The 12,407-nt window shown below is 50.1% G+C and carries 19 protein-coding genes and 1 pseudogene; 19 read left to right on the forward strand and 1 reads right to left on the reverse strand.

Annotated elements, in window-relative coordinates:
* The first annotated feature begins 150 nt into the window (after positions 1 to 150).
* The 14 genes from ACO0LH_RS11780 to ACO0LH_RS11845 all read left to right on the forward strand — a co-directional run bounded on the left by ACO0LH_RS11780 (position 151) and on the right by ACO0LH_RS11845 (position 8,835).
* A complete protein-coding gene (locus tag ACO0LH_RS11780) occupies positions 151 to 678 on the forward strand; it encodes a hypothetical protein (protein WP_422941280.1) in 528 nt (175 codons plus the stop codon).
* On the forward strand, positions 678 to 1,157 hold the full coding sequence (locus tag ACO0LH_RS11785; RefSeq protein WP_422941281.1) for a hypothetical protein: 480 nt from the start codon (positions 678 to 680) through the stop codon (positions 1,155 to 1,157). The genes ACO0LH_RS11780 and ACO0LH_RS11785 overlap by 1 nt, the downstream gene beginning before the upstream one ends.
* The gene (locus ACO0LH_RS11790) at positions 1,154 to 1,387 is read left to right on the forward strand and encodes a hypothetical protein (RefSeq protein WP_422941282.1); all 234 of its coding nucleotides are present in this window, start codon (positions 1,154 to 1,156) and stop codon (positions 1,385 to 1,387) included. The genes ACO0LH_RS11785 and ACO0LH_RS11790 overlap by 4 nt, the downstream gene beginning before the upstream one ends.
* Before the next feature lie 3 nt (positions 1,388 to 1,390).
* The gene (locus tag ACO0LH_RS11795) at positions 1,391 to 2,755 is read left to right on the forward strand and encodes a DNA-methyltransferase (RefSeq protein WP_422941283.1); all 1,365 of its coding nucleotides are present in this window, start codon (positions 1,391 to 1,393) and stop codon (positions 2,753 to 2,755) included.
* Positions 2,752 to 3,576, forward strand: coding sequence for a hypothetical protein (locus ACO0LH_RS11800; protein WP_422941284.1), 825 nt, complete (start codon positions 2,752 to 2,754; stop codon positions 3,574 to 3,576). The genes ACO0LH_RS11795 and ACO0LH_RS11800 overlap by 4 nt, the downstream gene beginning before the upstream one ends.
* Entirely contained in the window at positions 3,560 to 4,402 is an 843-nt protein-coding gene (locus tag ACO0LH_RS11805; protein WP_422941285.1) for a Nin-like protein, read from the forward strand. Before ACO0LH_RS11800 ends, ACO0LH_RS11805 begins: the two co-directional genes overlap by 17 nt.
* Positions 4,399 to 4,761 carry a nuclease domain-containing protein gene (locus ACO0LH_RS11810; RefSeq protein ID WP_422941286.1) on the forward strand — a complete coding sequence of 121 codons (363 nt, stop codon included), beginning with the start codon at positions 4,399 to 4,401 and terminating at the stop codon, positions 4,759 to 4,761. The genes ACO0LH_RS11805 and ACO0LH_RS11810 overlap by 4 nt, the downstream gene beginning before the upstream one ends.
* Positions 4,754 to 5,956 (forward strand): DUF1376 domain-containing protein, encoded by a 1,203-nt coding sequence (locus ACO0LH_RS11815; protein ID WP_422941287.1) that lies wholly within the window; start codon positions 4,754 to 4,756, stop codon positions 5,954 to 5,956. Before ACO0LH_RS11810 ends, ACO0LH_RS11815 begins: the two co-directional genes overlap by 8 nt.
* 199 nt (positions 5,957 to 6,155) lie before the next feature.
* Positions 6,156 to 6,626, forward strand: coding sequence for a hypothetical protein (locus tag ACO0LH_RS11820; protein WP_422941288.1), 471 nt, complete (start codon positions 6,156 to 6,158; stop codon positions 6,624 to 6,626).
* Positions 6,623 to 6,910: a hypothetical protein gene (locus ACO0LH_RS11825; protein WP_422941289.1), complete on the forward strand. Its 288-nt coding sequence runs from the start codon at positions 6,623 to 6,625 to the stop codon at positions 6,908 to 6,910. The genes ACO0LH_RS11820 and ACO0LH_RS11825 overlap by 4 nt, the downstream gene beginning before the upstream one ends.
* A gap of 438 nt (positions 6,911 to 7,348) precedes the next feature.
* Positions 7,349 to 7,525, forward strand: coding sequence for a hypothetical protein (locus ACO0LH_RS11830; protein ID WP_422941290.1), 177 nt, complete (start codon positions 7,349 to 7,351; stop codon positions 7,523 to 7,525).
* Positions 7,522 to 7,848, forward strand: coding sequence for a hypothetical protein (locus tag ACO0LH_RS11835; RefSeq protein ID WP_422941291.1), 327 nt, complete (start codon positions 7,522 to 7,524; stop codon positions 7,846 to 7,848). Before ACO0LH_RS11830 ends, ACO0LH_RS11835 begins: the two co-directional genes overlap by 4 nt.
* A complete protein-coding gene (locus ACO0LH_RS11840) occupies positions 7,845 to 8,396 on the forward strand; it encodes a hypothetical protein (RefSeq protein ID WP_422941292.1) in 552 nt (183 codons plus the stop codon). The genes ACO0LH_RS11835 and ACO0LH_RS11840 overlap by 4 nt, the downstream gene beginning before the upstream one ends.
* A gap of 85 nt (positions 8,397 to 8,481) precedes the next feature.
* Entirely contained in the window at positions 8,482 to 8,835 is a 354-nt protein-coding gene (locus tag ACO0LH_RS11845) for a hypothetical protein (protein WP_422941293.1), read from the forward strand.
* Positions 8,836 to 8,970: 135 nt separating this feature from the next.
* On the opposite strand, the gene ACO0LH_RS11850 is transcribed toward ACO0LH_RS11845, so the two are convergent.
* Complete coding sequence (locus ACO0LH_RS11850) at positions 8,971 to 9,249, reverse strand: hypothetical protein (protein WP_422941294.1); 279 nt, start codon at positions 9,247 to 9,249, stop codon at positions 8,971 to 8,973.
* 174 nt (positions 9,250 to 9,423) lie between these two features.
* On the opposite strand from ACO0LH_RS11850, the pseudogene ACO0LH_RS11855 reads away from it, so the two are divergent.
* The 5 genes and pseudogenes from ACO0LH_RS11855 (at position 9,424) to ACO0LH_RS11875 (ending at position 12,406) form a co-directional block, all read left to right on the forward strand.
* Positions 9,424 to 9,526 (forward strand): annotated as a pseudogene (locus tag ACO0LH_RS11855).
* Positions 9,527 to 9,590: 64 nt separating this feature from the next.
* Positions 9,591 to 9,785 carry a hypothetical protein gene (locus ACO0LH_RS11860; protein ID WP_422941295.1) on the forward strand — a complete coding sequence of 65 codons (195 nt, stop codon included), beginning with the start codon at positions 9,591 to 9,593 and terminating at the stop codon, positions 9,783 to 9,785.
* A gap of 171 nt (positions 9,786 to 9,956) precedes the next feature.
* A complete protein-coding gene (locus tag ACO0LH_RS11865; protein WP_422941598.1) occupies positions 9,957 to 10,598 on the forward strand; it encodes a putative metallopeptidase in 642 nt (213 codons plus the stop codon).
* Positions 10,599 to 10,629: 31 nt separating this feature from the next.
* Complete coding sequence (locus ACO0LH_RS11870) at positions 10,630 to 11,106, forward strand: DUF2280 domain-containing protein (protein WP_422941296.1); 477 nt, start codon at positions 10,630 to 10,632, stop codon at positions 11,104 to 11,106.
* Entirely contained in the window at positions 11,081 to 12,406 is a 1,326-nt protein-coding gene (locus ACO0LH_RS11875) for a hypothetical protein (RefSeq protein WP_422941297.1), read from the forward strand. Before ACO0LH_RS11870 ends, ACO0LH_RS11875 begins: the two co-directional genes overlap by 26 nt.
* Position 12,407 lies beyond the last annotated feature (1 nt).

The raw sequence follows: 12,407 nt of genomic DNA on the forward strand, positions 1-12,407 counted from the left end.
CCAAATACCTGGCATCAGTCCATCAAGTATGCGTTTCTGCTACGGCCCGCGTTGTCGCAATGGCGCCGGCCAATCTCGCTCTATCCAACAATTTCGTAACGCTGCTGGCAAAGAAGTCTATATGTACTGCCGTCGTTGCCGGGGTGTGGCATGACGCAAATCGTTCTCACAAAGCGTTCTGACCTGGATCTGACCGACACGCAGCGTCAAGTGTTGCGCGAATGCCTGTTTGAAATGGTAGACGGACAGGCTGAAGAAGACCAAAAAGCATGGCGTAGGTTCTGGAATGGAATTTGGCACTTGGGAAGCGGTGAATTCTTCTCAATTCAAACGCTTATTCCCCGTTTTGGTCCAGCTCATCGCAAGCAGATGAAGCTGGAGGGTGAAGTATTTAAAAATCAAGAGCGATTCAAAGATCGCGAGACTTTCAGGCTGTGGGTCAAAGTGGGGTCTGGCTGGGTCGTCTGGGCGGCTGGTCCACGCGGCGGGGTGTTCCCGGTACCCAAATCCATCAGCTACGCCAAATGTGACGAAGGCGATTTTCAAATTTACTGTGACGGTGTGCTGGAGTTCTTCCGTACATCGCATGCTCAAAAGTATCTATGGCCGCATGCGTCAGCCCAGATTGCTGAGCAATCCATGGAAGCCATCCTCTGCCAATTCGAGGTGAGCAACTGATGTTTCCGATTGCCTCTTTTGACGAGATATCACTGTCGGTGGCCAATGATCTGCTGACAGCGTGGGGCCACAAGATGGGGCCGCTGCTACGTGGAATCCAGGCTGGGTGTCATTACGCGCTTTATGAGAACGGGCAACCGGTTGCCCTGGCAATGATGTCAACGTTGATCCGTGAGCGTGTTGGCGGCGGCTTGTCCCACCTAACCAGGGAAAACACTTGCGAACTGTCGCGCCTCTGTGCTGTTCGTCCACATCTTTGCCGGGTTGCGTTGCGGCTTTGGCGCGAGTTTGTATTTCCGAATACCGGGTACCAGTTTGCAATCAGCTATCAAGACGCTGACATACACAATGGCAATACATATCGCTTTGATGGCTGGAGTCGTGCGGCATTCTCACATTCTGGCACCGATGGTCGCTCAGGAAGAAAAGGGCGCAACAAATGGATCTGGGTTTGGGCAAGCCAGAAAGGGAACGCATGACCCGCCGCCGCAAACTCTCCGACGATCAGGTGCGCCAAATCCGCGCAAGCCATCGCACGTACAAGCACGGCAGGGGCTACGGTGCCCTGGCTCAAGTCTACGGAGTTGGCGCAAGCACGATCCGCGATGTCGTTCAGCTTGCGACATACGTCAGCGTCAAATCAAAAAGCAAAGCCCAGGCAGCTGTAACTGCCAGGGCTTCTGATCAATTCGCACAAATAGGGTTATGAGAAGTGACTGAAAATATTCTAAGCGACGATGAACATTCTTTGCAAGACATCAGCGCAATTGTCATCGGGAACGCCACTCTCTATCTTGGTGATTGCATCGAGGTTATGAAAACTATGCCGGACAACTCAGTGGACAGCGTTGTTACTGACCCGCCATACGAACTGGGTTTCATGGGCAAGAAATGGGATAGCACTGGCATTGCTAATAATTTAATTATGTGGGCCGAATGTCTGCGCGTCCTAAAGCCGGGCGGCCATTTGCTGGCTTTTGGCGGCTCCCGCACTTATCACCGCATGGTGTGTGCCGTCGAAGATGCTGGTTTTGAGGTCCGCGACCAGATCATGTGGGTTTATGGAAGCGGATTCCCTAAAAGCCTGAACGTGAGCAAGGCGATCGACAAGGCTGCTGGTGCCGAGCGCATCGTTGTGAGTGAGGGAAAGCCCGTCAAGCGCATGATACCAGGTGCAGACCAGGACGCGACCGGCTCATGGATCAAGAACAACGGCCGCGAGTATGTGCCGCAGACCGACGAGGCCAGACAATGGGATGGCTGGGGCACAGCATTAAAACCGGCGCATGAGCCTATTGTCGTGGCGCGCAAGGCGCTCATTGGTACCGTTGTCGAGAACGCTCTGGCTTGGGGTACTGGTGCTATCAACATCAATGATTGCCGTATTGCTGCCCCTGAAGGTGTCGCCACTATCAAGCATAATCCCAACGGGGTTAGTGGCTTTGGAAGCTCGGGTATCAGTGGCGGCACCCATGGCGGTTTTCAAACTAAGGGCCGCTGGCCAGCCAATTTCATTCACGATGGTAGTGATGAGGTCGTTGCGTCCTTCCCAAGTCAGGCTGGTGCCTCTGCGCCCGTGCGTGGCACTGAGGCCAGCGCCGCGAGCATCAGTCGTGTGACAAGCGAGCGCGAGAGGGTCGCGGGGTCGTTTCATGGGGACAAAGGCAGCGCTGCCCGGTTCTTCTATTGCGCTAAGGCCTGCCCAGCAGATCGACATTCAGGGTTAGGCGAGATCGTGCCCCAGTTCAAGTGCGGAAGCTTATTGCACGATGCTGAGAATTTGACAGACCGCAATGGCAATCACCATCCAACGGTCAAGCCCACTGACCTGATGGCTTACTTGATTCGTCTGGTTACACCCGCGTGCGGTACCGTACTCGATCCATTTATGGGAAGTGGTAGCACGGGCAAGGCCGCGACACGGGAGAACATGCAGTTCATTGGCATCGAGCTTGACCCCGATTATGTAGCTATCGCCCAGGCTCGTATCAAGCATGAGCAAACTATGGCGGAAACGGCGCAGGCAGTTGAAGACGAACAATTGTCGTTGTTTGACTCTCAAGAGGTGGCAGCATGACGCAGGCAGACCTTTTGAAAACAGAAGCACCCTCGGCACCAGTAGTGCTGAACACCGCGCATGCCCGCCAGATGCTTCACAAACGCTACACCGCGCCAGAATGGGCGCTGATGGAAGAGGTCGCCCCGGCAACCGGTGGCGGCACCCGCTATGCAGATGCAGTCGCAATCAATCTCTGGAACAGCCGCGGCCATGCCATCCACGGTTTCGAAATCAAAGTCAGCCGCTCGGATTGGCTTCGCGAACTGAAACAGCCCGAAAAGGCCGAAGACATCTACCGTTTCTGTGACTACTGGTGGATTTTGGCACCAAAAGGTATCGTCAAAGACGGCGAGTTGCCGCCTTCCTGGGGGCTTCTGGAATTGCGCGACACCGGCATTGTCCAGGTGGTCAAAGCGCCGAAACTCGAACCAAAACAAGTAACACGGGAATTCTTTGCATCTCTGATACGCCGTGCACATGAACAAATTGATTCAATCGCGGAGCAAAAACAGCGACTTGCTGTTGATCACGCACGTGCTGATATTGATAAGCGTGTTGCTCGGGAAGTTGAAAGTGTGACTCGTCGCTTTCATGAACGCGAAGAACAAATTAAAAAATTTACGCAAGAAACCGGCATCAGTTTTGATCGATATAGCGGCCCGTCCTTAAACATGGTCAAGCTTGCGCAAAGGCTGGAGTCGCTTACCGGCTGGCATGGTGATGGGGCATTGGTTCAATTGAGCCAACTTGCTGAGCAGCTTGAGCGTGCCGCTATGACTGTCAGACAAGCAGTTGATGCGACTGGTGTGAAGGAGGGGATAGATGTCATTCAAAATTGACGTGCCCACAGTCATTCAGTTTAGTGCCGGCAGGTCATCGGGAATGATGCTTAAGCTGGTGCTTGAAGCCAATGGCGGACTGCCAGACTGCGCGATTGTTTGCTTTGAAAATACAGGCAAGGAACGAAAGGAGTCTTTGGACTTTGTTCAGGAATGTAGTGAGCGCTGGAGTGTTCCTATCATTTGGCTTGAGTATGCCGGACTGAGTAGCTCAGGAGAAAAATTGTTGTCAGTCGTGGATTATGCGACTGCTTCGCGCAATGGCGAGCCTTTCATGCGCCTAATTCTGGACCGGCAATATCTTCCCAACCCGGTCGCACGATTCTGTACTGTTGAATTGAAAGTCCGAGTTGTTCATCGGTATTTGAAAAGTCTCGGGTGGACTGAATGGGACAGTTTTGTGGGGTTGCGCTCTGACGAGCAGCGGCGCGTTGCAAAACTCCGTAACCAAGATTATGGCACGTACGAAACTCGCCATGCTCCTCTCGCAGCAGCGGGAGTCACCAAAGGTGATGTCGGTAAGTTTTGGCAAGATCAACCTTTTGATCTTCAGTTGCCAAATAATAACGGCATCACTATGCACGGAAATTGCGATCTATGCTTTTTAAAGGGTGGGAATCAAATCTTATCACTCGTTCGCGAGGAGCCTCAACAGGCGGTTTGGTGGATGGAGGCTGAGAAGCTAGGGCTAGCAAGTAAGCCGTCTGGCGCGGTGTTCAGATCTGATCGACCATCTTATGAATCAATGTACCGAATGGCAATGGACCATGGCGAACTTTTCCCGTTTGATGACGAGGGAATTGAATGTGTGGGGTGCACAGATTGAAACGCTCCCCAATGCCGCGCAGCACCAAGCGCATGAAAACCAGTCGCCCGCGCATGACACCAATACGCAAGGCTGCACGTAGCCAGGAATGTACGTTGCGGTTCCCGGTATGTAACTACAACCCTGAGACAACCGCGCTCTGTCATTCGAACTTGCTGGAAGACGGCAAGGGTATGGGCCTGAAGGCACCTGACACGGCCGCTGCGTTCGGTTGCAGTACTTGCCACGATCTGCTTGATGGGCGCATGCCTATGCCAAAGAATTATAGCCGCGAGTTGATGCTGGCGCAATTCCGCGCAGGCGTAGAGCATACACACCGAATATTAAAACGTATGGGTTTGGAGATATCGATTGACTGAATTACCAGATCCGTTGACGCCAGCAGATTGTGATTTGAGCGATTTCCAATACATGGAACTGGATGTGCGCAGGCTGCGCGATTCCAGATTTGCTGCATCTGCTGATGGCGATGCCTTCCGAGCAGCAATTTTATTATGGTGCGCTGCTTGGCACCAGACCCCAGCTTCGTCTTTGCCTGATGATGATATTGAGCTCGCAAATCTTGCTGGCTACGGCAGGGTTGTGAAGGAGTGGCGCAAGGTTCGTGCCGAGGCATTGCACGGCTTTATCAAATGTTCAGATGGTAGGCTTTATCACCCAGTGATAGCTGATAAAGCTGTATCTGCTTACGCAGCCAAGGAACGCCACGCGTACGGAAAATTCTGCGACCGCATGCGGAAAGAGAACGTAAAACGCACGCATGAGAAGAGACCACCTGTAGGAGTTCCGACGTTTGATCAGTGGAAATCCGGTACATACCCAAATGGAATTCTGTCGGAAAGCGAAATTATTCCTTCGGAAAGCAATCCAATTTCCTTCGGAAGTCCAGCGGAAAACCCTCTTAGAGGGAACGGAGAGGGAACGGAGAGGGAACGGAACGGAGAGGGAACTTTAAATACTTCCGTACCTGTCGGTACGGGCGCTGAAGCGCCTAGCCCATGTTCGGGAAATTCTCCAGCCCCCAAAACCCAGGAGCAGATGACCAAGGACGAGCTCTGGTCGGCGGGAAAGTCTCTGCTGATCCAGGCTGGCACACCGGCAAAGCAATGCGGGGCAATCGTAGGCAAGCTTTGCAAGGATCATGGGGATGACATCGTTGTCGAGGCAGTGCGCATTGCCGTCGTGCAGCGTCCAGTTGATCCGATCGCTTTCCTGAAGGCCACTTGCCTGACGCTGATCGGCGAGCGTAAGCGCAAGACGCCATGGTGGACTTCTGACGAGTTGATCCTGGCCGAGGGCCGGAAGCACACCCTGGTGCCATATCCAGGTGAAAACATGCCGACATTTAAAGCCCGTGTGCAAGCGGCAATTGACGGGCCCGATCTCTATGCCGCTGTCGTTCCGAACAAAATATCGGAACGTCCACCCGTCCAAGTTGAAATGAAAAGGGATATGACGCCGGAAGCGAAAGCGGCAAGAAGTCAGGCCTTACAGGCTGCTTTAAAGGGGAAAAATCAAGAAACGGAAGTTGAAAATTGTTCAGGGGATGACTGATGACATGCATTCACTGCACCAACCTTGTAAGCCTGCAAAAATTTCCCCAGCACGCAAAAACTGGTTATGGCGCATGTTCGCTGGCAAAAGCCCCGGGGCATTTTATTGCATTGCGCCATACCTGCCCAAATTTTAAATCAGTAGACCTGGAAGTTGCTGGAAAGCGTGACGATTGGGCAAATAGGGAGCGAATTTGATTATGGCATCCAAAAAACGTGAGAAGAAAAAATATGTGCCGCGCGACTCTACAAAGTGCCTTTTCAAAACCCAGCCATGGCGTTTGAATGCAGTTTTTGACCCATTACTGGCGATCGTTCATCAACTTGAGCGCGACGGTACCGTCGACGTATCAGCAAACGGTACTCCGATGTTTAAGGATGTGGTTGATGGATATTGGTACGACAGCGCGTACGCCATCATGGGCGTCGTTGATGCATACGAAATCCACGAAAAAAGGGCCGGAGTAACGATTGACTTGTCACCGCTAAGGCTGATCGCAACGAAGTTGCAGAACGATCAGGGCATCACAGATATGGACGTACAGCAGGCAAGATCTTGTTTTGAACGCATGCGCAAGGCAGCAATGTCAATGACTCTTGGATATGCAGCAGAGCTGATCCGCGACACCCAGATCCAGGAAGCGGCGGATAAATTGAGGCATGCAACATGAAAACTTCAGAAGAATCAAAAGTCTCGCTGAGAGAACTAGTAGTTGCAGAAATGCAGCGGCACGAAAAAATGAGGCAGAGAGATTACCCTGGCACATTTTATCGTGAGCGCGACGCTATGTACTGCACATGGTGGTTCAAAGAACGCATCAAATTTTCAACAATTCAAGTAAGGGCAGAACTGCTAAAGATGAAAAAAGAAGGGCTTGTTACTGCCGATATAAGTCAAAGCAACAATACAAAATGGTTGCTTGTTGAGCCTGTCGCTATTCAGGAGGCCAGGTGACCAGGCAATACGAATATTCGCGTGACCCCCTGGAGATCCTTATCAAGCGGGAAGAAGTTTCGTGCAAAGGCTGCGCTTTCGAGAAAACGGAAAGGGTGTTTGAAGAGAAATTGAAGACATGCACCAAAGGCCGACGTCACGGGAAAAAATGTTCAAATTATAAGGAGCGTGATTGATGAATACTTGCAAGACTTGTCGTCATTGGCAAGGCCCAGGCAGTGATATGAGTCTGGAAAAGGAGATATGCCTACCTGTTGACCCGGATACTTTTATTCCAATGGACCGTGGATTTGAAACCAAAATTTGCAAAATGCCTACGCAAACTTTCCATGAATCGCCAGTTGAATCAAATGGCTTTGGGCTCGCGGATGGCAGCGAATTTTACGCAAGGCTTTTTACTGCCCAAGATTTTGGATGTGTCAGACATGAGGAGACAGAATGATTCCAGAAAATCTACAATTTGAATTTGCTCAGACGGTGGTGCGAGTGAGAGAGAACTTGCCTGCGATATTTGAATATGAAGTGCTTCAGGCAAAGATAAAACGAAAGAGATTTCTCAGTCTAGTCAGCGAAGGTTTTACAGAGCAACAAGCATTGGAGATGTGCAAATCATGACAAATGATGAATTTGAATTGTTGAAATATGCTGCAATTGCTGATGAGGTGAATATTATCAGGTGGAACGATATGCTTGCTACATATGAAACATTGCAAGGGCTTTGGAATCCGCTGAGAAATAACGGTAATGCTATGTTTCTTGCGGCGAAGTTGCGTCTTTCAATCATGTATAGGTCGCCTGGTGTAGTTCATGTTTCTGCTGACAGAGGTGACAAGGTATCTGCCGCGTTCGCAATCGAGCTATTGGGCGAAGACTCACACGAGGCCACTCGTCGCGCTATCGTTCGTGTAGCCGCTAAAATAGGAAAGGCAAAACAATGACCGAGCTTTTCAATAATACGCACGATGCCCTGACGTTTGCATTCAATTATTCAGGCCAGCAATACGCATTGTCGCCCATGTCCAAATTAGCGCTCAAGGGTGCCGGCAGCGGAAAAGGTCTGATATCGGTGGACGGGGCTGGTCAGGCCGGCATGATACTCGCCGAGGTAGATCGACTCGCCCCGATACACCGGTCCTGCATCATCGTCCGGTACGCGAACAAGCTTGTCGAATGCAAATGCTGTGGTGCTGAAAGCCCGAGTGAAGCCTTCAAAACTGAACTTGGCAGCTTAAGGGAGTTGGCAACGTCACAAATTACTGGCATGTCAGTGCGTGGCATGCGTGAGGCAATTGTTCGCGCTTTCTATGATCGCAAGATATCGATCACACGCGAGGCAGAAAGGTTAGGTGTAGCCAAATCTTCCGCGCATGACAACAAACAATTGATTTGGTCATGGTTGAAAAATGTGGATGCGGCAGCTCAGCATCAAATTGCTGAAAGGCTTGCTCGCATTTGCGTTCAGAGCTCAGATAACATAGCTGCGTAACCCTAAACCCGCTTAGGCGGGTATATTTTTGCCTAACTCGAGAGTTTTATGTATTATTGATAAGATAAAACTTGGCGAGGTTGGTATGGCATTGGTAAATTGCAGTGAATGCGACGCAGAAGTCAGCGATAAAGCGGCTGCATGCCCGAAATGCGGCAACCCTATTGCCACACCAGTGATTGCCAAGCCTACGCCTTGGCTCAGGTACACATTGATTTCCGGTATCACTTTATTTTCGTTATTTGTTCTTGCCGGCATGGTCGGAAGTGCTTATTACAATTCGCCCGAGAATTTTGAAAAGCGTAAGAAAAAATGTCTGGATGCAATGACCTCTAGTATTGGCAAGGCTGGCGGATATCAATTTACGCAGGAATACCGCGATAACGTTAACGTATCCTGTGAGGGCATGGAGTTTAATGGTGTGAAGATTACGCCCTGATGCCAAGGTGATTTTTTATCACAACTTTTCGCTTGACCGGAATATTCGTCCGGTATAACATCCGTTTCATATACACGTCATCAGTGTCACTGCAAAGCCCCGGTCGAAAGATTCGGGGCTTTTTTCATTAAAATATTAAAAAGTAGGCATTTCACTGATGGGGAAATGTTTTTCGTTTTTCGCAATTCTAAGTTCTGCTTCGATTGGCGCGCCAACAGTAATAGAGTCTTCGTTTTCCCTACCTGTAAGAACAATATTCCCATCAGCTATAAGGGCAACTAGTTTGCTAAGTGGAGTCGCACCAATGCGCCGATAGATATTGTCGTCCGTGTTTTTTTCCCACAAATTAAACGACGATGCGCAATGGTTTTTGATATTTTTGTGATTTGCAGCGGTAACGCAAAAAGTAGCCATTTGTTTTCCTTTTGATAAGTTATCGGCAGAAAATTGTCGACGTATTTATTTTAAATAAAAGACAATTCAAAAACACAATTTCAATTGCAAACAATAGTTGCAAATAAGTTCACTAGTGGCAACACGCATGATTACCAAATAATTGTAGTAATCATGCGTGTTGGTGCTGGAAAGGCAGCAATGCTGGAGCTGGTTTAACAGTGACACAGATAAGTGCTGAGTTTGGCTCTGTAGCTTACAGACGACGCGCCGTGGGTTCGAATCCCACTTGCTGGCCGCCAGCACCAACAAACCTTATTAGTTTGCTTGAGATACTCAGTTAAATAGAGACAGGGTAGAGAATGTCCGCCAATTTCGAAGCATTCAAAATTGCACTTGAGGCACTGTGCGCAGAGCACGGCGTTGCTCTAGATAATGAAATATTTCACAGCGAGTTGCCAAGACTCCGGGTGTTCGATGCTGAAGAGGGCGACAAACAACTGTCGTCCAATGCATTCCTGGCTGATTTTACAGGCCCGCCGGTTCTTCTTAAGTGAAAAACAATAACGAGCCATGGCAAAGATCATAATAAAAGTCCAGTATTCTTGGTGGGTTCTGGTGTACATAAACACGCTATCTTTTCTGTGCGAGTTATTCGGTTGCGAACCGAATATGGAGCGAGTGATGTACTGGATTATGCGTGGAGTGACGTTTAAAGTGAAACGATGATGGCAAGGAAGTCTAAGGCAGTTCTTGAATTCGCCAGGCCAATACCGCCAGAATCTTTATTCGAGCCAATGGCGCCGCACCAGTTTATACCGGCACCAGAAGTCAAAGTGTGGTCGTTTGAGCAGTTTGTGTTGGAAGGCGGTGACCTTCATAACCCTGACCATGCTCACTTACAGTTTGCCGAGGTTGTCTTTCTCTGGGCTGCCAACGGATTCAACAAGCAGGGTAGAGCAGTTCTCGGTCAATGTGAGGACGTGACATTCAGATGCGGCCCATGGCAGAAGGGCAGACAAGAGCAACAAATGCGAGATTGGTTCGACTTGGTGCCGGACTTCCTCATCACCTTGGACGCCAGTTACTGTGCGCAATGCTCAGACCTTGAGTTCTGTGCTCTTGTTGAGCATGAGCTCTATCACATAGGGCAGACACTTGACGATACAGGGCAGCCTGCCTTTTCCAAGGATGGACAACCTAAGCTTTCAATGCGTGCGCATGATGTTGAAGAGTTTATTGGTGTGGTCAGAAGATATGGACCTTCAAAGGATGTAGCAAAGATGATTGATGCTGCAAAGACATCGCCAGAAGTGGCAACAACCAACATCGCGAGGGCATGCGGAACGTGTTTGCTGAGAGCCGCATAAGCTTTACGCGGCTTTTACAGGATAGCAACATATGGCAGCACTAAGTGACGAGGTGAAACTGTTCATCGTCCAAGCGCTGGCATGTTTCGATACGCCAACACAGGTTTCGAAAGCAGTAAAAGAGGAATTTGGGCTTGATGTTTTGCGCCAGCAAGTCGCTGCATATGACCCAAATTGCTTTGTCGGAAGGCGTTTGAGCCAAAAATGGCGAACGGTTTTCGAAGATACGCGCAAGAAGTTTCGTGAAGAGGTTGCCGAAATTCCTATCGCAAGCAGGGCATATCGTTTGCGTGCACTGGCACGAATGGCACAGCAGGCCGAAGGAATGCGCAACATAGCACTTGCCGTCCAGGTTATAGAACAGGCCGCCAAGGAAGTCGGTGACATTTACGTGAATCGACGCCTGGACACGAACAAAACACCAGGAACAGACGCTTCCAGCATTCCAGCAGTGCCAGAATACGTCCTGAAACCTGACGAAGATGTCCCAGACAATCCCATACTCTGACCCACCGGTCGCGCTGACGCCAAAGCAGGCAAACATTTATGTATGGGGCTGGCAGAAAAAGGCGCGTTTTCGTGACGCTGTATGTGGCCGACGATTCGGCAAGACATACCTGGGTAAAGCTGAGATACGACGTGCAGTGAGGTACGCGGCGTTGTGGAATGTTAGCGTCGAAGATGAGATCTGGTACTGCGCACCGACTTTTAAGCAAGCCAAGCGTGTCTTTTGGCGACGCCTTAAGCAGGCAATTCCTGCCAGTTGGCGCGCGACAAAGCCAAACGAGACGGAGTGCTCGATTACCACAAAGACCGGCCATGTGGTTCGCATTGTTGGTTTGGACGCTTATGACAACCTGCGTGGCTCTGGTTTGTTCTTCGCACTGGTAGATGAATGGGCGGACTGTCCGTATGAGGCTTGGGAAGAAGTACTGCGACCCATGCTCTCGACTTGCAAGTTCATTGTCGACGGTGAGCAGCGAGTTGGCGGTCATGCCCTACGCATCGGAACACCAAAGGGCTTTAACCACTGCTATGACAGCTACTTAGACGGCCAGGGCAAGGAGCCGGATCATAAAAGCTGGCTCTATACGTCAGTTGATGGCGGCAACGTGCCAGCCGAAGAGATCGAAGCGGCGCAACGCAAGATGGACCCGCGCACTTTCCGGCAGGAATACCTGGCGAGTTTTGAAAATTACCAGGGCGTCATTTACTACTGCTTTGATCGCAGGCAGAACCATACAGACGATATCGTTCAGCCAGCAAAGCCGGGCATTGCCGCCGATGCTTTGCATATTGGTATGGACTTTAACGTTGGGAAGATGGCGGCAGTTGTGTTTGTCATGCGTACTGATCTGCCTCGGGCTGTGGATGAATTTGTAGATGTGTTCGATACGCCAGCAATGATCCTAAAGATCAAGGAGCGGTATCCAGGCCATGTAATTACTGTCTACCCAGATGCTTCTGGTCAGAGCAGAAAGACTAGCAATGCAAGCGAGTCAGATTTGTCATTGTTGCGAAAAGCAGGATTTACAGTGGTGGTGGATGCAACGAATCCAGCTGTAAAGGATCGCATCAATAGCATGAATGCCATGCTTTGTAATACATACGGTGAGCGCCGGTTATTGGTCAATACGAACAAATGTCCCAAATTTACACTTTGCCTGGAACGGCAAATTTATGATGACAAGGGTGATCCGGATAAGAAGGGCGGCTTTGATCACACTAATGACGGCGGTGGATATTTCATAGTGAAGCGCTACCCGGTAACGACACGTTCTGCCACAACCAGAGAATTAAATATTTAAT

The sequence above is a fragment of the Undibacterium sp. TJN19 genome (assembly GCF_049339485.1).
Classification (GTDB): Bacteria; Pseudomonadota; Gammaproteobacteria; order Burkholderiales; family Burkholderiaceae_D; genus Undibacterium.